Origin of the sequence: Streptomyces sp. NPDC000348 (genome assembly GCF_042898795.1) — a bacterium.
Classification (GTDB): domain Bacteria; phylum Actinomycetota; class Actinomycetes; order Streptomycetales; family Streptomycetaceae; genus Streptomyces.
This window is the reverse complement of the sequence record NZ_JBIAZD010000001.1, coordinates 620541-641536: the sequence shown is the minus strand read 5'-3', so window position 1 is coordinate 641536 and position 20996 is coordinate 620541. Positions and strand designations below refer to the sequence as shown.

17 protein-coding genes are annotated in these 20996 nt (G+C 72.8%); 9 read left to right on the top strand and 8 right to left on the bottom strand.

Annotated elements, in window-relative coordinates:
* Window positions 1-23: 23 nt before the first annotated feature.
* Entirely contained in the window at window positions 24-1604 is a 1581-nt protein-coding gene (gene guaA / locus ACFY3N_RS02975) for a glutamine-hydrolyzing GMP synthase (protein ID WP_390814882.1), read from the top strand.
* 9 nt (window positions 1605-1613) lie between these two features.
* Here the strand turns inward: guaA and ACFY3N_RS02970 are convergent, their stop codons facing one another.
* Complete coding sequence (locus ACFY3N_RS02970; protein WP_390814881.1) at window positions 1614-2093, bottom strand: pyridoxamine 5'-phosphate oxidase family protein; 480 nt, start codon at window positions 2091-2093, stop codon at window positions 1614-1616.
* A 164-nt stretch (window positions 2094-2257) separates the two neighbouring features.
* Here ACFY3N_RS02970 and ACFY3N_RS02965 point away from each other — a divergent pair, with 164 nt between their 5' ends.
* The 3 genes from ACFY3N_RS02965 to ACFY3N_RS02955 all read left to right on the top strand — a co-directional run bounded on the left by ACFY3N_RS02965 (window position 2258) and on the right by ACFY3N_RS02955 (window position 5285).
* Window positions 2258-3052, top strand: coding sequence for a class II aldolase/adducin family protein (locus ACFY3N_RS02965; protein WP_390814880.1), 795 nt, complete (start codon window positions 2258-2260; stop codon window positions 3050-3052).
* 173 nt (window positions 3053-3225) lie between these two features.
* On the top strand, window positions 3226-4506 hold the full coding sequence (locus tag ACFY3N_RS02960; RefSeq protein WP_390814879.1) for a hypothetical protein: 1281 nt from the start codon (window positions 3226-3228) through the stop codon (window positions 4504-4506).
* A 251-nt stretch (window positions 4507-4757) separates the two neighbouring features.
* Complete coding sequence (locus ACFY3N_RS02955) at window positions 4758-5285, top strand: DoxX family protein (protein ID WP_390814878.1); 528 nt, start codon at window positions 4758-4760, stop codon at window positions 5283-5285.
* A 7-nt stretch (window positions 5286-5292) separates the two neighbouring features.
* On the opposite strand, the gene ACFY3N_RS02950 is transcribed toward ACFY3N_RS02955, so the two are convergent.
* Together ACFY3N_RS02950 and ACFY3N_RS02945 are read right to left on the bottom strand one after the other, a co-directional pair.
* Window positions 5293-5529, bottom strand: coding sequence for a hypothetical protein (locus ACFY3N_RS02950; protein WP_390814877.1), 237 nt, complete (start codon window positions 5527-5529; stop codon window positions 5293-5295).
* Window positions 5516-6874: a PspC domain-containing protein gene (locus tag ACFY3N_RS02945; protein ID WP_390814876.1), complete on the bottom strand. Its 1359-nt coding sequence runs from the start codon at window positions 6872-6874 to the stop codon at window positions 5516-5518. The genes ACFY3N_RS02950 and ACFY3N_RS02945 overlap by 14 nt, the downstream gene beginning before the upstream one ends.
* A 177-nt stretch (window positions 6875-7051) precedes the next feature.
* On the opposite strand from ACFY3N_RS02945, the gene ACFY3N_RS02940 reads away from it, so the two are divergent.
* From ACFY3N_RS02940 to ACFY3N_RS02930, 3 genes are all read left to right on the top strand, one after another.
* Complete coding sequence (locus ACFY3N_RS02940) at window positions 7052-8344, top strand: PspC domain-containing protein (RefSeq protein WP_390814875.1); 1293 nt, start codon at window positions 7052-7054, stop codon at window positions 8342-8344.
* Entirely contained in the window at window positions 8341-9054 is a 714-nt protein-coding gene (locus ACFY3N_RS02935; RefSeq protein ID WP_390814874.1) for a LuxR C-terminal-related transcriptional regulator, read from the top strand. The genes ACFY3N_RS02940 and ACFY3N_RS02935 overlap by 4 nt, the downstream gene beginning before the upstream one ends.
* Before the next feature lie 203 nt (window positions 9055-9257).
* Window positions 9258-9611 carry a hypothetical protein gene (locus ACFY3N_RS02930; protein WP_390814873.1) on the top strand — a complete coding sequence of 118 codons (354 nt, stop codon included), beginning with the start codon at window positions 9258-9260 and terminating at the stop codon, window positions 9609-9611.
* A 247-nt stretch (window positions 9612-9858) separates the two neighbouring features.
* Here the strand turns inward: ACFY3N_RS02930 and ACFY3N_RS02925 are convergent, their stop codons facing one another.
* Window positions 9859-11046 (bottom strand): NlpC/P60 family protein, encoded by a 1188-nt coding sequence (locus ACFY3N_RS02925; protein WP_390814872.1) that lies wholly within the window; start codon window positions 11044-11046, stop codon window positions 9859-9861.
* Between the two features lie 453 nt (window positions 11047-11499).
* Between ACFY3N_RS02925 and pcrA the strand changes: the two genes are divergently transcribed.
* Entirely contained in the window at window positions 11500-13968 is a 2469-nt protein-coding gene (gene pcrA, locus ACFY3N_RS02920) for a DNA helicase PcrA (protein ID WP_390814871.1), read from the top strand.
* Window positions 13969-14000: 32 nt separating this feature from the next.
* On the opposite strand, the gene ACFY3N_RS02915 is transcribed toward pcrA, so the two are convergent.
* Both ACFY3N_RS02915 and ACFY3N_RS02910 read right to left on the bottom strand, forming a co-directional pair.
* Window positions 14001-15473 (bottom strand): M23 family metallopeptidase, encoded by a 1473-nt coding sequence (locus ACFY3N_RS02915; RefSeq protein WP_390815030.1) that lies wholly within the window; start codon window positions 15471-15473, stop codon window positions 14001-14003.
* A 353-nt stretch (window positions 15474-15826) separates the two neighbouring features.
* The gene (locus ACFY3N_RS02910; RefSeq protein ID WP_390814870.1) at window positions 15827-16693 is read right to left on the bottom strand and encodes an esterase/lipase family protein; all 867 of its coding nucleotides are present in this window, start codon (window positions 16691-16693) and stop codon (window positions 15827-15829) included.
* Between the two features lie 413 nt (window positions 16694-17106).
* Between ACFY3N_RS02910 and ACFY3N_RS02905 the strand changes: the two genes are divergently transcribed.
* Entirely contained in the window at window positions 17107-17523 is a 417-nt protein-coding gene (locus ACFY3N_RS02905) for a cobalamin B12-binding domain-containing protein (RefSeq protein WP_390814869.1), read from the top strand.
* Between the two features lie 344 nt (window positions 17524-17867).
* Here the strand turns inward: ACFY3N_RS02905 and ACFY3N_RS02900 are convergent, their stop codons facing one another.
* Both ACFY3N_RS02900 and ACFY3N_RS02895 read right to left on the bottom strand, forming a co-directional pair.
* Complete coding sequence (locus ACFY3N_RS02900; protein ID WP_390814868.1) at window positions 17868-19496, bottom strand: DUF5691 domain-containing protein; 1629 nt, start codon at window positions 19494-19496, stop codon at window positions 17868-17870.
* A 112-nt stretch (window positions 19497-19608) separates the two neighbouring features.
* Window positions 19609-20961 carry an SWIM zinc finger family protein gene (locus tag ACFY3N_RS02895; RefSeq protein WP_390814867.1) on the bottom strand — a complete coding sequence of 451 codons (1353 nt, stop codon included), beginning with the start codon at window positions 20959-20961 and terminating at the stop codon, window positions 19609-19611.
* Window positions 20962-20996 lie beyond the last annotated feature (35 nt).

The window sequence follows — 20996 nt, the reverse complement described above, 5'->3', positions numbered from 1 at the left end:
GCCCCACCGCCGGAAGGCACCTCGTGTCATCAGCGTCTCCCGCTGCCAACGCGCCCGACACCGTCCTGGTCGTCGACTTCGGCGCGCAGTACGCCCAGCTCATCGCCCGTCGCGTCCGCGAGGCGCGGGTCTACAGCGAGATCGTGCCGAGCACCATGCCGGTCGAGGAGATCCTCGCCAAGAACCCGGCGGCGATCATCCTGTCCGGCGGCCCCTCGTCCGTGTACGAGGAGGGCGCCCCACGCCTCGACCGCGAGATCTTCGAGGCCGGCGTCCCCGTCTTCGGCATGTGCTACGGCTTCCAGCTCATGGCCCAGAGCCTGGGCGGCCAGGTGGACAACACCGGCGCCCGTGAGTACGGCCGTACGGACCTGCACGTCTCCCGGACGTCCTCCACCCTCTTCGAGGGCACCCCCGACGAGCAGGCCGTCTGGATGTCGCACGGCGACGCCTGCTCCGCCGCCCCCGAGGGCTTCACCGTCACCGCCTCGACGGACGTCGTCCCGGTCGCCGCGTTCGAGAACGACGACAAGAAGCTCTACGGCGTCCAGTACCACCCCGAGGTGATGCACTCCACGCACGGGCAGCAGGTGCTGGAGCACTTCCTGTACCGGGGCGCGGGCCTCACCCCGGACTGGACCACCGGCAACGTCATCGACGAGCAGGTCGCCGCCATCCGCGAGCTGGTCGGCGACAGGCGCGCCATCTGCGGTCTCTCCGGCGGCGTGGACTCCGCCGTCGCCGCCGCCCTCGTCCAGAAGGCCATCGGCTCCCAGCTGACCTGCGTCTACGTCGACCACGGCCTGATGCGCAAGGGCGAGACCGAGCAGGTCGAGAAGGACTTCGTCGCCGCGACCGGCGTCCAGCTGAAGGTCGTGGACGCGGAGGAGAGGTTCCTCACCGCGCTCAAGGGCGTCTCCGACCCCGAGGAGAAGCGGAAGATCATCGGCCGGGAGTTCATCCGGGTCTTCGAGCAGGCCCAGGCCGAGATCATCGCGGACGAGGGCCCGGCGGTGGAGTTCCTGGTCCAGGGCACCCTCTACCCGGACGTCGTCGAGTCCGGCGGCGGCACCGGCACCGCCAACATCAAGTCCCACCACAACGTGGGCGGTCTGCCCGAGGACCTCGAGTTCAAGCTGATCGAGCCGCTGCGCAAGCTGTTCAAGGACGAGGTCCGGATGGTCGGCCAGGAGCTCGGCCTGCCCGAGGAGATCGTCCAGCGCCAGCCGTTCCCCGGACCCGGCCTGGGTATCCGCATCGTCGGCGAGGTCACCAAGGAGCGGCTGGACCTGCTCCGCGAGGCCGACGCCATCGCCCGTGAGGAGCTGACCGCGGCCGGTCTCGACCGGGACATCTGGCAGTGCCCGGTGGTGCTGCTCGCGGACGTGCGGTCCGTCGGCGTCCAGGGCGACGGCCGTACCTACGGCCACCCGATCGTGCTGCGCCCGGTCTCCAGCGAGGACGCCATGACCGCCGACTGGTCGCGGCTGCCGTACGACGTCCTCGCGAAGATCTCGACCCGGATCACCAACGAGGTGCGGGACGTCAACCGCGTCGTCCTCGACGTGACCTCCAAGCCGCCGGGCACCATCGAGTGGGAGTAGTCCCCGCCGTCATGTCCGCTTGAGGGTGCGCACCGGCCCTCCGGGCTGCCAGACCTGGACGACCAGGTACGTGTCGTCCTCGACGCAGGTCCGTACGACCTCCGTCAGCTCGGTGCGGAAGAGGTGGAACGGCTCCGGCGGTTCCACCTCTTCGGCGTACCCGGCCCGGGTCCGCGTGTCGTCGTCGGCGATCTCGACCGCCCGGCCGCTGATCCGGACGTCGCCGCCGCCCATGCCCGTGCCGCCGCCGGGGTTCGCCTGGAGCGCGAAGCGCGGGTCGCGGCGCAGGTCGAGCGCCTTGAGCGAGCCCGGCATCATGCCGAGCCACAGCTCCCCGTCCAGGAAGCGGACCTCCAGGCCGGTGGTGCGCGGTGAGCCGTCCTTGCGCAGGGTCGCCAGAACGTGGTGGGTGTAGGCGGCGAAGCGCTCCTCCACGGTCTTCGCGAGATCCGGTTCGGCGGCGGCGAAGGCCGCCCAATTCGTGTGCATGGGCCGAGTGTGGAGGGGATACCGGACATCTTGTGTCGGGTATCGGCGGCGTCCTCCGGACGGAGCAGCGGGCCCCGCACCGCATCTTTACGGAAGAGAGCTGTCGTACGGGGCGGCCCCCCGGTAACTTCCGCCCCGTACGCACACCCCCCGCGGGAGGACTCATGCACGGGCCCACGCCGCCCCTGCCACTGCCCACCGGCGCACTGCGCTTCGCCATGCCGCCCCGGCACGAGTCGGTCGAGGACGAGCGCCGGCACCGCAAGGAGCGGCTCGCGGGCGCGCTGCGGCTCTTCGGGAGGCTCGGCTACGAGGACGGTGTCTCGGGGCACATCACGGCACGCGACCCGGAGTTCAGCGACTGCTTCTGGGTCAACCCGTTCGGGATGTCCTTCCGGCAGGTCACCGTGAGCGACCTGGTGCTCGCCAACCGGGACGGCCAGGTCGTCGAGGGCGGCCACCACGTCAACCAGGCCGCGTTCACCGTGCACGCCCAGGTGCACGCGGCCCGGCCCGACGTCGTCGCCGTCGCCCACTGCCACTCGGTGCACGGGCGGGCCCTCGCCGCCCTCGGTGACCTGCTGGACCCCCTCACGCAGGAGAGCTGCGCGTTCTACGAGGACCACGCCCTCTACGACGCCTACAGCGGCGTCACCGTCGACGCCGAGGAGGGGAGGCGGATCGCGGGTGCGCTCGGCTCCCGCAAGGCGCTGGTGCTGCGCAACCACGGACTGCTCACCGTGGGCGACTCGGTGGACGCGGCGGCCTGGTGGTTCGTGACGATGGAGCGGTCCTGCCAGGTGCAGCTCACCGCGAGGGCGGCGGGCCGGCCCGTCCTCATCGACCACCGGCAGGCGGTGGCCACGCGGGAGCAGCTGGGCGGGGACCTGGTGGCGTGGATCAGCTACCAGCCGATGTGGCAGGACATCAGCCGGAGCGAGCCGGATCTGCTGACGTAGGCGGCGGGTCAACCCGGCGCCGCGAAGTTCACCCGTCCGGGCTGGGCCTGCCGGACGGGGAGAGTGCGGGGTAGGGCACAATTCGCTCTCGTCACCGGGGACTTGCGTGGGGCCGGTGACAGTGGTCGTGGGTCGATGCGTGGTTGTGACGGCGGGGAAGGCGGGCTTCGGGCGTGGCGGTGCAGGAGGCGAGACAGGGCGGTCCCGACGTGGGCGCCCACGAGGGCGGCTGCACCTGCGGGGACTGTCCGCACGGGGTGCGTGAGGGGCATCGGCGCGCGGTCGCCGCGTTCCTGCTGAAGCGGGACGAGTTCGCGGCCGGGCAGGGGGTGCCGGCCGCGGTGGCCCACTCCGCCTCCGCCTCCCGGCAGTGGGTGTCCGAGGAGCTGACGCAGGCCGCGGAGGCCGTCGCCGAACGGGGGCGGGCCGAGGGCGCGGCGTGGCCGGCGCGGCTGTGGCCGCGGACCGCGGGCGCGGTGTGGGCGGGCGTCGCGCTGCTGCTTCTGGGGCAGGCGCTCACGGCGGTCGGGGCGGGGTGGACCGCCGCGCGCACCGCCGGGTTGCTGGCCGCGCTGGTGGTGGCCGGGGCGCTGACCGCCGCGTCGTGGTTCCACCGGGCGCGCGGGGGTGCGCTGGCGCCGGTGATCGGGGAGGACAACCGGCTCTCCACGTCCCGTGCGGTGGCGGCGTGCTGGGTGCTGTTCCTGGCGTTCGCGGTGCTCGTCCTGGTGGGGCGGCTGGCGGCCGCCTCCGGTGACCGGGAACGGGACGCGCTGATCGACGGGCTCGAACTCGCCCGCGGTGCCGGTGTGGTGACCGTGCTGGCCGTGGTGTGCGGCATCGCCGTGCTGGTGCGGCGGGTGGTCGTGCTGCGGGTGCTGGGGCAGCGGCTGCAGAAGGTGCGCGCGTACCGGCCCAGGGCGGCGGACCTGCTGACCGACGACTCGGGGCGGGGGAGCTTCACCGACATCCAGTACGTCGTGATCAGCGGTGTCGCCCTGGCGTTCGCGGCGGTGCGGCTGGCCCGGCGGCCGGACCAGTTGCCGGACCTGCCGTGGGGGCTCGCGGTGGTGGTGCTGGTGTCGGCGGCGACGTATTTCGCGGGGAAGTACGCGGAGGGTGGGCGTCCGGTCATTCTGTCGGTGGTCCGGGCGCGGGAGGCCGGAGATCTGGACGCGCCGATCCGGACCGGTGACGACATCGAGATCCGCGGGGCCGGGTTCGTGCCGGTGGGGGCGCAGGGGGCGGACCGGCTGTCGCGGATGGTGGTGCGGGTGGGGCCGGTGCACGTGCACGTGCCGCTGGTCCCGGTGAGGGGCGGCTTCGACAACCCGACGGACACGCTGCTGACCGTCCCCGTGCCGGCGGACGTGGAACCGGGGCGGGTGGAGGTGCAGGTCGTCACGGCAGCGGGCGTGGAGACCAACCGGTACGCGATCGACGTGACGGACTAGACCGCATCGCAAGCCGCGGGCAGTCGTGCCGCAGGGCGGCACGGGCGGGCGCGACAGCACCCTGTCGGCGCCGGGCTGTGCGAACGCCCCCCGGCGCACACCAATGCGGGGCGCCCCCCACCGACACCGGCACGCCTGCAAGCACCACGTCCGAAGAAAAACCCCGCCCCCAGGGTTGAGCCGCCCTCATTCGTCGTACGTATGGACTGACGCGGAGGCCCCGGCACGGCGGTGAGAGGCGGCGGACAGCGATGACCCACGGTATGCGCGCGGACACGCACTCCCCACACCTCGACGAGGACAGGGACTGGCGGGACACCGCCACCCGCTACGCCCTCGTGCCCCTGCGCATCTTCCTGGGCGTCACCTTCCTCTACGCCGGCCTCGACAAACTCACGGACAGCGCGTTCATGAAGGACTCCGGCGCCGGATCGATCGGCGACATGATGCGCGGCGTCCGGGATTCCTCCGCCGTTCCCGCGCTGGTCGACATGGCGTTGCAGAACCCTGTCGCGTTCGGCTGCGCCATCGCCCTCGGGGAGCTGGCCGTCGGCATCGGCACCCTGCTCGGTCTGCTCACCCGCATCGCCGCCCTGGGGGGCGCGCTGATCTCCCTCAGCCTGTGGCTGACCGTGAGCTGGGCCGCCGATCCGTACTACTACGGCAATGACCTCCCGTACCTGATGGCCTGGATTCCGCTGGTGCTGGCGGGCGCTCCGCTGCTGTCCGTGGACGCCGCTCTCCGTGCGCGGCGGCAGCGGACGGGGGAGCACCGGTAGCGCCCGCTCAGGGTGTCGTCTCCGCGTCGGTCCTCCGGGGGGCCGGCCTGCCCCGGCGGCGGCGTACGAGGCCGGTCAGGGAACCCACCGCGCCGGCCAGGCAGAGCCCGCCGGTGACCACGGGGATCACCACGAACCACGGGGTGTCCCAGGCGCCGCCCGCGTCGCCGGCGTAGATCACCGCGGCGAGGGTGAGGAAGGCGCCGGCCACCAGTCTGCCCGGCTGGAACTCATGACGCAGCACGGCTCACCTCCGCCTGTCCCGCGCCGACCTGGAGATCGAGGTCGAGCGTGCCCGCCTCCCCGACGCCGGCCGGCGGCTCCAGGGTCACCTCCTCGTGCTTGCCCGGTGCCACGTCCACGTCCTTCCGCCTGTCGCCCGGCAACTGGATGTCGCCCACTCCCACGTCGATGCTCAGTCTCACGGTCACGTCCCTGGGCACGATCACGTGGATCCGGCCGAGGCCGACATCGGCCCGCGTCGAGACGGTGCCGTCCGCGGGAACGCGTATCGCCGACAGGTCCAGGACGCCTTCGCCGGTGCCCAGGTCGTAGGCCGGGCGTATCCGCGCGACCGAGGCGGGCTCCCAGGTCGTGTGCGTCCAGTCGGTGCCGATGTCCTCGGGCAGGGCGGCCGAGCCGGCGAGCAGGCCCGCCGTGACGACCGCCAGGATGATCGATCCCGCTCCGGTGCGGCCGAGGAACGCGCTGACGGCCACGCCGATGCCGAAGACGGCGAGCGCGCAGGCGAGACCGGTCTGCAGGCTGGTGCCGAGGGGGTGCTGTTCCCACGTCAGCCCGGTGCCGAGGCCGCCGGCGAGCAGGGCGAGCAGGAAGATCCAGCCGCCGGTCCCGCGGGGGCCGCGCGGCTTCGGCGGCCGGTGGAACGGTGCGTACGCGGCGTCGCGGGCGCCGGTGCGGGGACCGAGGCCGATGGTGACGGCGGCGGCGATGTCCGTGTCGCGGGAGTCCCGGGGACCCCACAGATAGCCTGTGCCCCCGACGTGTGTGCCGTCCTTGACGATGGGATCACGCCACCACGACGGGAAGGCGGAGGGAGCCGGCGGCGCCTGGGGCTCCGGCGGCGCGTCGGCCACGGCCTGGGCGGCGATGGGGTCGGGGCCGGGCGCGCCGCGCCGCCGTGACCAGTACCCGGCGCCGGCGAGCAGCAGGGACAGTATGACGGCGAAGCTCAGCACTCCGTCGTTGCTCAGCATGGTGAGGAAGACGCCGCAGCCGACCAGCGCGAACAGCACGGCCGTCAGGGTGTGGCCGTCGACCCGGCCGGTCAGCAGCCGGCGGATCCCGTTCTCCTCCTCGTCGTCGTACGGGACGAAGAGCCAGGCGAAGCCGTAGAAGATGAGGCCGATGCCGCCGGTGGCGGAGAGGACCGCGAGCGTGATCCGGAAGATCACCGGGTCCATGTCGCACTGCCGGCCGAGCCCCGCGCACACCCCGCCGAGCATCTGGTGACGGCGGTCGCGCCGGAGGCGTCCGCTCTCGTCGGCCGGCCCCGGTGGCGGGGAGGCCGCTCCCTCCGGGGCGGAGACGGGTCCCGGACCCGTCGCGGCGTGCTGGTGATCGGTCATGGGTCCATGGTGACGGGCGAGCCGCCGCGGCGGCAGTCGGTACGACCCTGGCCGGACCCTGATATCGGTCCCCGAGGGGGCCGGGGGAGCTTCGACGGACCCGGCCCGTGGAGATCAGGGGAGTCTCCGGGACCGACCCTGATGCTCCGGTACTTCGGGCGTGTGACCATCATTGGCATGTCGGAAGCCGCAGCAGCGCCCGTAGCCGAGCCGCGGCCACCGCGCAAGCTCTACCGCAGCAGTGACGGACGCTGGCTCGGTGGCGTGGCACGGGGGCTCGCCGGACACCTCGGGCTGCCCGTGATCTGGGTACGTCTCGTCTTCGTCGGCCTGTTCATGGCCGACGGTCTCGGCGCGCTGCTGTACGCCGCGTTCTGGTTCTTCGTACCGCTGGGCGTCGGCGGTGTGGACGCGCAGAAGCCGCCCTCGCTGGTGACGACGGAGACCTCGCCGGACGGCCGGCGCAGACTCGTCACCCGGAAACCGGACAAGGGCCAGATCGTCGCCCTGCTCCTCATGGTCGTGGTGGCCATGATCTTCGTGGGCAGCGTGAACCTGAGCAACGGCGCCAGGGCCTACCTCTGGCCGACCGTGCTGGTCGGTGCGGGCGTCGCCCTGGTCTGGCGGCAGGCGGACAACGCCCGCCGGGCCCGCTGGATGGAGGTCGGCCGCCGGCGGCGCACGGTCACGTTGCTGCGGGCCGTGGCCGGCGTGCTCCTGGTGACGGCGGGCGCCTCGGGCATCTTCGTCCTGCGGGGCTCCGGCAGCCACCTCGGCTCGGTGCTCCAGGCGGCCCTCGCGGTCCTCGTCGGCGTCACCCTCCTCGCCGGCCCCTACCTCGTGCGCATGACACAGGATCTCTCCGAGGAGCGCCTGATGCGCATCCGGGCCCAGGAACGCGCGGAGGTCGCCGCCCATGTCCACGACTCGGTGCTGCACACCCTCACCCTGATCCAGCGCAACGCGGACAACGCGGGCGAGGTGCGCCGCCTGGCCCGGGCCCAGGAGCGCGACCTGCGCGCCTGGCTCTACAAGCCGGAGGGCAACGGCAAGGACGAGGACGACGAACCCGCCACGCTCGCCGAGGCGGTGAGGCGCAACGCCGCCGAGGTGGAGGACAAGCACGGCGTCCCCCTCGAGGTGGTGGTCGTCGGCGACTGCCCGCTCGACGAGAGAATCGGCGCACAGATGCAGGCCGCGCGTGAAGCGATGGTCAACGCCGCCAAGTACGGTGGCGAGGGGGGTGCGGTGCAGGTCTACGCCGAAGTCGAGGGAAGGACGGTCTTCGTGTCCGTCCGGGACCGTGGACCCGGCTTCGACCTGGACTCGATACCCGCCGACCGCATGGGCGTCAGAGAATCGATCATCGGCCGCATGGAGCGCAACGGCGGCACGGCGCGGCTGCGCGCGGTGCCCGACGGCGGCACGGAGGTCGAGCTGGAGATGGAGAGGGCGGAGAAGACGTCATGAGCGAGCCGACCGAGGCGAACGGAACAGCGGGGGCGGCGGAGGGTGCCGGGCGGCATGTGCGTGTCGTCCTCGTCGACGACCACCGCATGTTCCGCACGGGCGTCCAGGCGGAGATCGGGCAGACCGAGCAGACCGGTGTCGAGGTGGTCGGCGAGGCCGCCGACGTCGACCAGGCGGTCACGGTCATCACCGCGACCCGGCCCGAGGTGGTCCTGCTCGACGTGCACCTGCCCGGTGGCGGCGGCGTCGAAGTGCTGCGCCGTTGCGCCCCGTTGACGGGCGACGCCGAGCGGCCGGTCCGTTTCCTCGCCCTGTCCGTGTCGGACGCGGCGGAGGACGTGATCGGGGTGATCCGGGGCGGTGCCCGCGGATACGTGACCAAGACGATCACCGGCACCGACCTGATCGACTCGATCTTCCGGGTCCAGGAGGGGGACGCGGTCTTCTCGCCGCGGCTGGCCGGCTTCGTCCTGGACGCCTTCGCCTCGACCGACGCCCCGCCGGTCGACGAGGACCTCGACCGCCTCACCCAGCGCGAGCGGGAGGTACTGCGGCTGATCGCCCGTGGCTACGCCTACAAGGAGATCGCCAAGCAGCTGTTCATCTCGGTGAAGACGGTCGAGTCCCATGTCTCGGCGGTCCTGCGCAAGCTCCAGCTGTCCAACCGCCACGAACTGACCCGCTGGGCGACGGCGCGGCGGCTGGTCTGAGAGGGCCGCTCGGACCACGCGCGTGGCGCCCGCGAAGGACATCCCGTCGAGGGGGAGCCACGCGGACCACCGGGTGACCGTGAGTGACGAGGGCCCTGCTCCGCCTTCACCGTCCTCACTCGGGGTGATGGCCGGCAGGGCGGAGGACGGACGGATGAGGGCGCCGGAGTGCCACGGGGCGGCCATGGCTAGGCTCCGGCCTCATGGACGTACTCATCCACCTCTTCGTCGGTCTGCACATCATCGGCATCGCGTCGCTCCTCGGTGGTTTCCTCACCCAGATGAAGGCGATGGGCGCGGGCACCGCCCGGTTCGTCCCGGCGATGCTGCACGGTGCGCTGACGATGCTGGTCACCGGTGTGGTGCTGGTCGGCCTCAACCAGGCCCAGGACTACTCCGTCGACAACATCAAGATCGGCGTGAAGCTGGCCCTGCTGATCGTGATCCTCGGCCTGGTCTACGTGAAGCGGGACGAGGAGAAGGTGGACAAGGGCCTGTTCGGCCTGGTCGGGCTGCTGACCGTGACGAACGTCTTCATCGCGGTGCTGTGGACCTGACCCCTCCTCCACGGGCCCGGACGTGACCGCGGTCCGCACGGCGGCCACCGCCATCCACGACAGCACATGCCCCGGGCCTCCGAGCCACGGGATGCCGACGGCGGTGGACGCGGACGGCGTCACCGCCGTCGGCGTTTGCCGGGGGAGTGCGGGCGCCAGGCGCCGCGTGCCGTGGCGCGGACCAGCACGGAAAGGGGAGGCGCGGCGGGGACGATGCCGGAGGACCGTCCCCGCCCTTTTGGGCGGGTCAGGCGGGGCGCACCACGCTGTGGATCGAGGACTCGCCGTCGTAGTAGATCGACTCCTCGCGGACGTACGTGCCGGGTTTCGGCGCGTGGATCATCATCCCGTTGCCGATGTAGATGCCCACGTGGGTGACGTCGTCGTAGAAGAAGACCAGGTCACCGGGCTGGGCCTGGGAGACGGGGACCGTCGTGCCCGCCTCGACCTGGTCGTAGGTGGTGCGCGGGACGGTGACGCCGGCGGCCTTCCAGGCGGCCTGGGTGAGGCCGGAGCAGTCGTAGGAGCCGGGGCCGGTGGCGCCCCAGACGTACGGCTTGCCGATCTGCGCGCGGGCGAAGGCGAGGGCCTTCTCGGCCTTGGTGGCGTACGAGGAGTCCGTCGACGTCGACGGCGAGGTGGCCGAGCCCGAGGTGTCCGAGGTGTCTGAGGTGCCCGAAGTGCCGCTGTCCTGCTGGGCGGCGGCCTCCTCCTGGGCCTTCTGCCGCTCCGCCTGCTGCCGGGCGAGTTCGGCGGCCTTGAGGGCGGCCTCCTCCTGCTCCTTCTCCTCGATCGCCGCGAGCCGCGCCTTCTCCTCGGCGGTCAGCTTCGACATCAGCTCGCGCGCGTCGGTGAGCTTCTTCTGGACGGTGGCCTTGGCCGTCTTCAGGTCGCTCTGGGACTCGGTGAGCGTCTGGAGGCTCTCGGTGGCCTCCTGGCGCTTCCTCATCGTCTCGGACTGCTGGGTGACGTAGTCGTCGACCGCTTCCTTCTGGCGGCCGGTCATCCGGTCCATCAGCTGGGACCGGTCGAAGAAGTCCTGCGGGGTGTCCGCGAGCAGGAAGGTCGCGGTGTCGGGGACACCGGCGCCGGTCCGGTACTGGGCGGCGGCGAAGGAGCCCAGCTCCTCCCGCGCGTCGTTGAGCTTCTGGGTGCGCTCGGCCACGTCGTCGAGGAGGGTGTCGACCTGCTTGCGCTGCTTCGCGGTCTTCTCCTTGGCCGCGTTGTACTTCTCGGTCGCCGACTCCGCCTGGCGGTAGAGGTCGTCGACCTTCTTCTCGACCTCCTCCAGGCTCGGCCTGCCGTCGTCGGAGGGGGCGGCGCCCGCCGTCTGGGACAGCAGGGCCACGGAGGTCAGGGCGGCCGTGGCGAGGGCCGGGGTCCGTATGCCTGCCACGCGGGTGCCGGGGGTGCGCGACTTGCGGTGCGACGCCAAGGGAGGCGACTCCTTCCAGTGCTCCGCCTACCGGGTTAGCGGTGGGGGTCCCCCCAGGCCTTTCAGGCTCTGGGGGAGGGTTCGGGCGGGTGGTTCGGAAGGGTTGCCCTACGGCCGCTCCGCGGGGGAGCGGGCCGATTCACCCCAAGATTTCGGTGGGTCCCCGGCTCCGGCTGCCGCGATCGGCAGGGACGGACTCGGCGGAGGCCGCGCGGCCCGGCGGGGTTCGCCGGTGGGGGTCGCACGGCCCGCCCGCACCGTAGCCAACCGGTGTGGCCCCTGTGAAGGTTGATGGGTGATATGCCCGATACATTTTCGTGACCTTGCGTGCGGGGTCACCCAGGGTGAGGTGGCGGTTCTGGAGAGTGGGCGTCCTGTCCCGGCTGCCGGAAACCGGGGATGTTCCCGGGGTGGCCCCGGGTTGTCGGTGGAGCGCCCTAGACTCGGAGAGCGATGAGCAGCCTCTTTGACGACAGCTTCCTGGCAGACCTCCAGGCCCGGCGGGACCCCGCGGACGAGCCCCCGCCGCCGCCCGAGGACGAGTACGCACCGGAGCGGATCCCGGACGACCTGTTCGGCGGGAAGTTCGACCTGCCGCCGGAACGGGACACCCACTACCGCGACGGCGCCCCGCGCCCGGTGATCGACGCCGCCGCGCTCCTCGAGGGGCTGAACGACAACCAGCGCGCCGCCGTCGTGCACTCCGGCTCCCCGCTGCTCATCGTGGCCGGTGCCGGCTCCGGCAAGACCCGCGTGCTCACCCACCGCATCGCCCACCTGCTGGCCGAGCGGAACGTCCATCCGGGCCAGATCCTCGCGATCACCTTCACCAACAAGGCCGCGGGCGAGATGAAGGAGCGCGTCGAGCAGCTCGTCGGCCCCCGCGCGGGCGCCATGTGGGTCATGACGTTCCACAGCGCGTGCGTGCGCATCCTGCGCCGCGAGAGCAAGAAGCTCGGCTTCACGTCGTCGTTCTCGATCTACGACGCCGCCGACTCCAAGCGTCTGATGGCCCTGGTCTGCCGCGACCTGGACCTCGACCCCAAGCGCTTCCCGCCGAAGTCCTTCAGCGCCAAGATCAGCAACCTGAAGAACGAGCTGATCGACGAGGAGGACTTCGCCGCCCGGGCGGCCGACGGCTTCGAGAAGACCCTCGCCCAGGCCTACGCGCTCTACCAGTCCCGGCTGCGCGAGGCGAACGCGCTGGACTTCGACGACCTGATCATGACGACGGTCAACCTGCTCCGTGCCTTCCCGGACGTCGCCGAGCACTACCGCCGCCGCTTCCGGCACGTCATGGTCGACGAGTACCAGGACACCAACCACGCCCAGTACGCCCTGGTGCGTGAGCTCGTCGGCACCGCCGGCGCACCGTCCGGGGCCGAGGTCCCGCCCGCCGAGCTGTGCGTGGTGGGTGACGCCGACCAGTCGATCTACGCCTTCCGCGGCGCGACGATCCGCAACATCCTCCAGTTCGAGGAGGACTACCCGGACGCGACCACGATCCTGCTGGAGCAGAACTACCGCTCCACCCAGACCATCCTGAGCGCGGCCAACGCCGTCATCGAGCGCAACGAGTCCCGCCGCCCCAAGAACCTGTGGACCAAAGCCGGCACGGGCGCGCGGATCACCGGGTACGTCGCGGACACCGAGCACGACGAGGCCCAGTTCGTCGCCGACGAGATAGACCGCCTCACGGACGCGGGCGAGGCCAAGGCGGGCGACGTCGCGGTCTTCTACCGCACCAACGCCCAGTCCCGTGTCTTCGAGGAGATCTTCATCCGCGTCGGCCTGCCCTACAAGGTCGTCGGCGGGGTCCGCTTCTACGAGCGCAAGGAGGTCCGGGACGTCCTGGCCTACCTGCGGGTGCTCGCCAACCCCGAGGACTCGGTGCCGCTGCGCCGCATCCTCAACGTCCCCAAGCGGGGCATCGGCGACCGAGCGGAGGCGATGATCGACGCCCTCGCCCAGCGCGAGAGGATCAGCTTCCCGCAGGCGCTGAGGCGCGTCGACGAGGCGTACGGCATGGCCGCGCGGTCGACGAACGCCGTGAAGCGGTTCAACACGCTCATGGAGGACCTCCGCACGGTCGTCGAGTCCGGCGCGGGCCCGGCCACCGTCCTGGAGGCGATCCTCGAACGCACCGGCTACCTGGCCGAGTTGCAGGCCTCCACCGACCCGCAGGACGAGACCCGGATCGAGAACCTCCAGGAACTCGCCGCCGTCGCGCTGGAGTTCGAGCAGGAGCGCGGCGAGGGCGAGTCGGTCGCGCTCTCCGACTTCCTGGAGCAGGTCGCCCTGGTCGCCGACTCCGACCAGATCCCCGACGAGGACGAGGACGGCTCCGGCGTCATCACGCTGATGACCCTGCACACCGCCAAGGGCCTGGAGTTCCCGGTCGTCTTCCTCACCGGCATGGAGGACGGCGTCTTCCCGCACATGCGCGCCCTCGGCCAGACCAAGGAGCTGGAGGAGGAGCGGCGCCTGGCGTACGTCGGCATCACGCGCGCGCGTGAGCGGCTGTACCTGACCCGCTCGACGCTGCGCAGCGCGTGGGGCCAGCCGTCCTACAATCCGCCCTCGCGCTTCCTGGAGGAGATCCCGGCCGCCCACCTGGAGTGGCGGCGGACGGGGGCGAGCGCGCCCGTGTCGTCCGGTCCGGCGTCGGGAGTGGCGGCCTCGCTGTCGTCGTCCCGTTCCCGTTCGTCGGCGTCGGGCGCCTCCGGCTTCGCCACCCGGCGGACCGCGGAGAAGTCCGTGGTGTCGCTGGCGGTCGGGGACCGGGTCACCCACGACCAGTTCGGCCTCGGCACGGTGGTCGCGGTGAAGGGCACGGGCGCGAACGCGGAGGCGACGGTCGACTTCGGGGACACCAAGCCCAAGCGGCTGCTGCTGCGGTACGCGCCGGTGGAGAAGCTGTAGCCGGGCGTTGAGACCCGTCGGGGGGACGGCCCCTACGACGGGTCGAGGCCGTGGCTGCGGAACCAGGCGAGCGGGTCGATCGCCGAGCCGCCGCCCGGGCGCACCTCGAAGTGCAGGTGCGGACCGGTCGAGTTGCCGGAGTCCCCGGAGAAGGCGATCGGGTCACCGGCCTTCACGGTCGTGCCGGAGGCGACCTGGTAGCTGGAGAGGTGGCAGTACCACGTCTCCGTGCCGTCCTTCGCCGTCACGATCATCATGTTGCCGTAGGCGGAGTTGAACTGGGTGCGCACCGTGCCGTCGGTCGCGGCCATCACCGTCGCGCCGTACAGGACGGGGAAGTCGATGCCGGTGTGGACGGACATCCAGTTGATGCCGGACTGGCCGTAGTAGGCGCTGAGGCCGTGCTGTGCGACCGGGAGCGCGAACTTCGGCCGCAGCCGCTCCTTGCGGGCCGCCTCCTCCGCGGCCGCCCTGCGCTCGGCCGCCTGCTGCGCCTTGAGGTCGATGCGCTCCTGGGTGCGGCTGGCCCGGTCGGCGAAGTCGTCGGCGCCGGCGGCGAGGCTCTCCAACTGGGTGTCCAGCTTGAGGTTGGCGGCGGACGGTTTCACCGGCTGGACGTCCGCCGCGGTCGTCGCCGTCTCCTGGCCGCCGTCGTCGGTCAGATCGCCGACCGAGGCCGCGGCGATGCCGGCGACGCCCATCACGCACGCCGAGGGCACGGCCACCGTCAGCAGCGCGGAGCGCTTGGCGGGCGTACGGCGGCGGGAACGGGACCCGGCGCGCGAGGCCGCGCGCGGCACCGGGGCGGGAACGATCTCCTCCTGGTCCTCGAGCAGGTGCACCGCGGGCAGCTCACCGGTGTCGGCCGGCCCGTCGGCGGCGGGAGCCCCGTGGGGCTCCTGGTCGAACGACTCGGCCTGGTGCTCGTAGGACTCGGCCTGCGGCTCGTGGGTCTCGGAGGCGGGCGCCGGGGCGGTGGTGTCGCCGCCGTCGGAGTTCCACTGCGTGGCGTCGTAGACGCCGCTGTCGAAGGTCTGCGTGCCCCAGTCCCACTGCTGGGTCCGGTCGGCGGGGTTCCCGGACTGATCGGGCTGGAGCCACTCACCGGAGTCCCACGCTCCGCCGGTCTCAGGGGAGGTGGCCTGCGGCGGGATCACCGTGATCGGGTGGTGGCCGGTGGTCCAGGCGGTCGCGTCGTGGCCGCCGGTGTCGTACGCGGACGGGTACGGGGCCGCGTACGTGTCGTACTGCCCGGTGTCGTGACCGTCTGCGGGCCAGTGCCCGGTCTCGTACGCGCCCGTGTCGTGGCCGCTGCCCGGGAGGTCGCCGAAGAGGGGGTCGGTGGCGAAGGCTCCGGTGGTGTGGCCGCCGGTCCCGAAGTGGGTGGCGGCAAAACCTGTGGCGTCGTACTCGCCGTACGTGGTGAAGTCGCCGTACTGGGCTTCCTGGGTGCCGTACGACGCGTAGGGCGCCGAAGCGGCATCGGAAGCCGGAGCCGGGTCCATGGTCCCCGACGGGTGACGGTCGTTCACCAACTTCTCTTTCGCCTCGACAACAGGGGCTGCCAGAGCAGTGCGGCGACTGTACCCGGCGGTACGCGGGCACGACAATCTTCCGCAGGTTTCGTGCGCGCAGGAAACGGGCAATCGGTTGTCTTTTGGCGGACGACGGGCGCGGTCTTGGCTTTTTGTTCGAGGTTTGTTCGAGATGGTGGAGGGATCGGCGGCGTAAGCGGGCCGCCTCGGACCGTTGTTGTTCGGATTGCTGTCGAGGGGGCACGCGGTTCCGGTTGTCCCGTGATGCCGGTGCCGGGCGTGTCGCGCCCCCTCCGCGGCGGCGGCCGGGGCCGGGTCGGCCGTCAGGCCACCGTCAGGCCCTCCGGGCGGCCGGTGGACGGCTCCCCGGGCTGCGCCGTGTCCAGGGCCTGCCGTATGCGGGTCGCCACGGCCGGGTGCACGGGCAGGGCGAGGTGGCCCACGCCGCTCACCCGTACGTTCACCGCGGTCAGGTCGGGGTGCTCGACGCACGCCGACTCCAGCGGGTCCATGATGTGGTCGAGGTCGCTCCAGAAGGCGACGAAGCGCGTACGGCAGCCCGACGCGGGCTGGGCGAGCTCCTCGAGCACCGGCGAGCCGGGGCGCATCTGGCGCACGATGGGATGCGCGTTGGCCAGCGGCGCGACGCGGGTGCCGGAGTGCGGGGTGCCCAGCGTGACGAGCGTCCGCACGCGGCTGTCACCGCCCAGCCGCTGCACGTAGTACCGCGCGATGAGCCCGCCGAGGCTGTGCCCGACCACATCGACCCGGTGGCTGCCCGTACGTTCGCACACCTGCTCTATGTGTCGGCCGAGCAACTCGGCCGCGATGCGGATGTCGCAGGTCAGCGGCGAGTAGTTGAGCGACTCGATCTGCTGCCTGCCGTGCTGGGCGAGGCTGCGGCGCAGCAGGACGAAGACCGACCGGTTGTCGATGAAGCCGTGCAGCAGCACCACCGGGGGCTTGGCCTCCGCCGGCAGCTGCGCGGCACCGGCCAGGCCGGGCAGGGCGGGGCGCGCGTCCCGGCGCTCCTGGACGATGCCCGCGGGATAGAGCAGGAGGTGGCCCGCCAGGATCGCCAGCTCCAGGGCGGTCGCCTTCAGCAGGGTCAGGGAGAGATCCGCCAGCCGGGCCGGCAGAAGACGCCGGCAGAGCGGCAGGAAGGGAAGAGCTGCCTCGGTGACCTTCATGGCCGACCTCCTGTCGGCACGCGGGAGGACGGCCCTGTCCCCCGTGTGCCCTCGTGGGAAATCGCTACGAGAGCGGTCGACGGTGCGCGCGGGTGAGGGGTGGAGGGGGCGCGATGGTACGGCGACCTCGGTACGAATCCCTTGTGCGCATGTTCCCACCGATGCCCGAGTGGTGCACGGGCACGCGGTGCGCGGGGCTCGGCACCCGGGAACGCTGCGCGATGAACGTGTCCCTCCGTGTGATTTGCCCCTCCCCGCGCACCGTGAAACTGCCGGTTGCGGGATGCTGGAGATAACGTTCGTTCACTTCCCCGGCCGGTTCGGGCCGGGGTGCCCGGGCGATGTGCGCGGCATGACGGATGTGTGCGGTACTTGTCGGTACGGATGGATGTAGTCGCTTCATGGAGGCAGTGATGGGTGTGGCAGCCGGTCCGATCCGCGTGGTGGTGGCCAAGCCGGGGCTCGACGGCCACGATCGCGGGGCCAAGGTGATCGCGCGGGCGCTGCGCGACGCCGGTATGGAGGTGATCTACACCGGGCTTCACCAGACCCCCGAGCAGATCGTCGACACCGCGATCCAGGAGGACGCCGACGCGATCGGTCTGTCCATCCTCTCCGGGGCGCACAACACGCTCTTCGCGGCCGTCATCGAGCTGCTCGAACAGCGGGACGCGGCGGACATCCTGGTCTTCGGCGGCGGGATCATCCCCGAGGCGGACATCCCTCCGCTGAAGGAGAAGGGCGTCGCGGAGATCTTCACCCCGGGTGCGACCACGGCGTCCATCGTGGAGTGGGTGCGGGCGAACGTGCGGCAGCCGGCGGAGGCGTAGGCCGCGTCGGTGGCGCCGCGTGCGCTGCGCTCGGACCGGGATCCCGCATCCGAGACCCCCGGGCCGGCGCGGCCCGGCGCCGCACGCCCCGTGCGGGTGCGGACCGGGGGCGGGTTGCGCGGCCCGGCGCTTGCGGGGTGCCTCCCCCGGTCTCGGCTCCTCCCCCACTCCCGACTTCGCTCCAGCAGGGGGACCCTCACCGCCCACCATTCCCCGGTCCCGGCTTCGCTCGAGCGGGGGGATCCCCATGACCGGGGGGACCCCCGTCGCCCCTGGGGGCACCTCCCAGGCCCTTGAGGCACTGGGGGAGGCACGACCGCCCGCGGAGACGTGACCGGGGTCGGTCAGGGGGCGGCCGGCGTCAGTTCGGCCAGCATGGCCGCGCGCAGGCGCAGGGTGGTGACCAGGCGCTGGAAGGCCTCCGACCAGTAGCCGCCGGCTCCGGGCGACGCGTTCTCCGGCTCGTCCGGTACGGCCAGGAGCGCGTCGAGGCGGCCGGCCTCGGACGGGTCGAGACAGCGTTCGGCCAGGCCCATGACTCCGCTGAAACTCCATGGATAACTCCCTGCGTCACGCGCGATGTTGAGCGCGTCGACCACCGCCCGCCCGACCGGCGCCGCCCAGGGCACGGCACATACCCCGAGCAGCTGGAATGCTTCGGACAGACCGTGCGTCTCGATGAACCCGGCCACCCACTCGGCCCGTTCGGCGGCGTCCAGGGTGCCGAGCAGCTTGGCGCGTTCGGCCAGGGACACCGCCCCCGGGCCGCCCGCCTCCGGCGCGGAGGGCTCCGACAGCAGCGCCCGGGACCACGCCGCGTCGCGCTGCCGTACCGCCGCCCGGCACCAGGCCGCGTGCAGTTCGCCCTGCCAGTCGTCCGCCACCGGCAGTGCCACGATCTCCCGCGGCGTACGCCCGCCGAGCCGCCGCGACCAGCCGTCCAGAGGGGCCGCCTCCACCAACTGGCCGAGCCACCAAGACCGTTCGCCCCGGCCCGCCGGGGCCCTGGCCACCACGCCGTCGCGTTCCATGCCCGCGTCGCACTCGTGCGGCGCCTCGACGATGATCGTCGGGGTGTCCCGCGTACGGTCGACGGCCACACACGCCCCGGCCCGGACCGCCATGCGCCGCGCCAGCGCGGAGCCGGGCAGCGCCGACAGCAGCTCCGCCGCCGTCGCCCGTACGTTGCGGCTGCGGTCGGCCAGGGCCTGCTCCAGGAACGGCTCGTCGTCCGGGCCGAGTCCGGTGCGCAGCGAGTCCAGGAACATCAGGCGGTCCTCCGCCCGCTCCGTCGCCCAGCTCGCCGCGAGGAGCTCCCGCGCGGTGGCCGGCTCGCGGGAGCGGAGGGCGGTGAGGAGGGCGATCCGTTCGGCGAAGAGGCCCTCCTGCCAGAGCTGCCGTATGCCCTGCGTGTCCTGGAGGCGGGGCGCGGACGTGCCCCCGCCCGGTGTGGAACGCAGGGCGAACCGCCAGTCCGGGTTGAACCGGGCCAGCCACAGGGCGCGCGGCCCCGCGAACCGCAGCGCCGCCGGACGCAGGTCGGTCCGTCCCCGGGCGGCGTCGAGCAGGGCGGGCAGCGCGGCCGGGGGCGGCGCGAAACCACGGGCGTTCGCCGCCGCCAGCCACTGGGGCAGCAACTCCATGAGGTCCGGGGCCGTGCCCCGGCGGCCACCGCCGGGGGTGCCGGGACGGTCGGCGAGCAGCATGGTGAGCCGGCGCGCGGCGGCGGACGGCAGCGGGGGGCGCGGGTCCTCGGGGGCGGGCCGCGGACGCTCCGCGGCCCGCGCCGGCCGCAGCCCGGCGCGTCGCCGCACGGTCGCCACGGCCGCCGCGTCCAGCAGGGCCGACGGCGCGTCCGGCCCGGACGCGGAGCCCGCCGGTGTGCGCCGGTCCGTGCCCAGCAGGGCCGTGGTCACCAGCTCCTCCCAGGAGTCCGGGAGAGAGGCGCCCACGGCGGTGGTCGTCCTGCTCATGAGCTTCCTTTCCGACGGGCGTCCCGGCACGGTCGAAGACTCACACGCACCGAGTGTCCAGTGATGTCCGAAAGATTCCCGGGAAGGGCGGGAACGGGGCCGAGCGCGCTGCTCAGCACAGCGGAACCGCCTCACCGGGCCCCTCCGGCCATGCCGCCAATGGAGTGAATCCCTGGTGGCCGCACTCGCCGAAGACCCTGACCGGGGCGCCACCCGACAGGGCGACCAGACGCCACAGACCGGGGCGGGACCGCGCGGCCGCGGTGAGCGGCAGGGCCGCGTCCTCGTCGGCGTCGGCCAGCTGCCAGCCGTCATCGGCCGGAGCCGGTATCACCCGGTCCAGCGTCACCGGGACCGAGTCCAGCCAGGGGTCGTCGCGCAGCGCCTCGCCGTAGCGGGCGGCCGCCCGGGCCGTCGTGGTCCCCGGCGGCCGTGCGTCCGTCGGCGCGGGCGACGCGAACCGCTCGACCAGGGCCATCCGCGGCTGCCCCGTACCCGGATGGGCCGACAGCTCCGCGTCGAGGGCCAGCCCGACCGGCAGCGCGAGCTCCGGGGCACGGCCCGCCGCACCGTGGGAGAGGAGCAGCGCCGTGCGCCCCGAGTCCGTGCCGTACAGCCAGATGCGGCGGGTCGTCAGACGACTGTCCGCCGTGTCGTACTGGGCGAGGACCAGCCAGCGGTCCCGTATCGGCGGGCCGTCCGCCGGCGCGGGCAGGCCGATGCGGGAACGGACCGTCGCGGCCAGCCCCTCCGGCAGCCGCTCCCGGCGCAGCCAGCCCCGGCCGAGGAGGTGGAGCAGTGCGCACTCCTCCAGCAGCCGCACCGGCCGGCCCGGCCCGGTGCCCGCGAGCACCTCCAGCTCCCGCACCCGGGCGGCCAGCCCCGGCGCCTGGGCGTCGACCATGCGGGCCGCGGTCTCCTCCCACAGCCCGTCCCCCGACTGCTCGGCCGCCGCCAGGCCGCCGCGGAACAGGTCCGCCAGGCGCTGCTCCAGCTCCACCGCGCCCGCGGTCACCCGCTCGGCCCGGCGCTCCGCCCTGCGCCGCGCCGCCTCCGGGTCGGCGGAACCCGAGGAGTGCGAGGCGCCCGCGGCCCGTCCCTCCTCCGCGCGCGTGCGCCGGCCCGCGATCCACTGCTCGGCCCACTCCGGTGCCTCTCCCCGCGGCACCGCCCCGTCCCCGCCCGACCAGAGCAGCAGCAGACCGAGCGCGTGCTCGCACGGGAACCCACGGCTCGGGCAACTGCACCGGTACGCGGGCCCGGAGGCGTCCGCGACGTCGACGACCGTCCGGTACGGAGTGCTCCCACCGCCCTCGCACAGACCCCACACCGTCCCCTCGTCCGAACTGCCGGTCCCGGACCACGGGCCGGCCGCGCCGAGTTCGCTCCCCGCCGTGCGTGACGCGGGGTCGGGCGCCAGTGCCAGCACCCGGTCCGCGGTCCAGCGCACCCCCTGCTGAGTCATGCCACCGAAACTAGATCCCGGCACTGACAATCGCC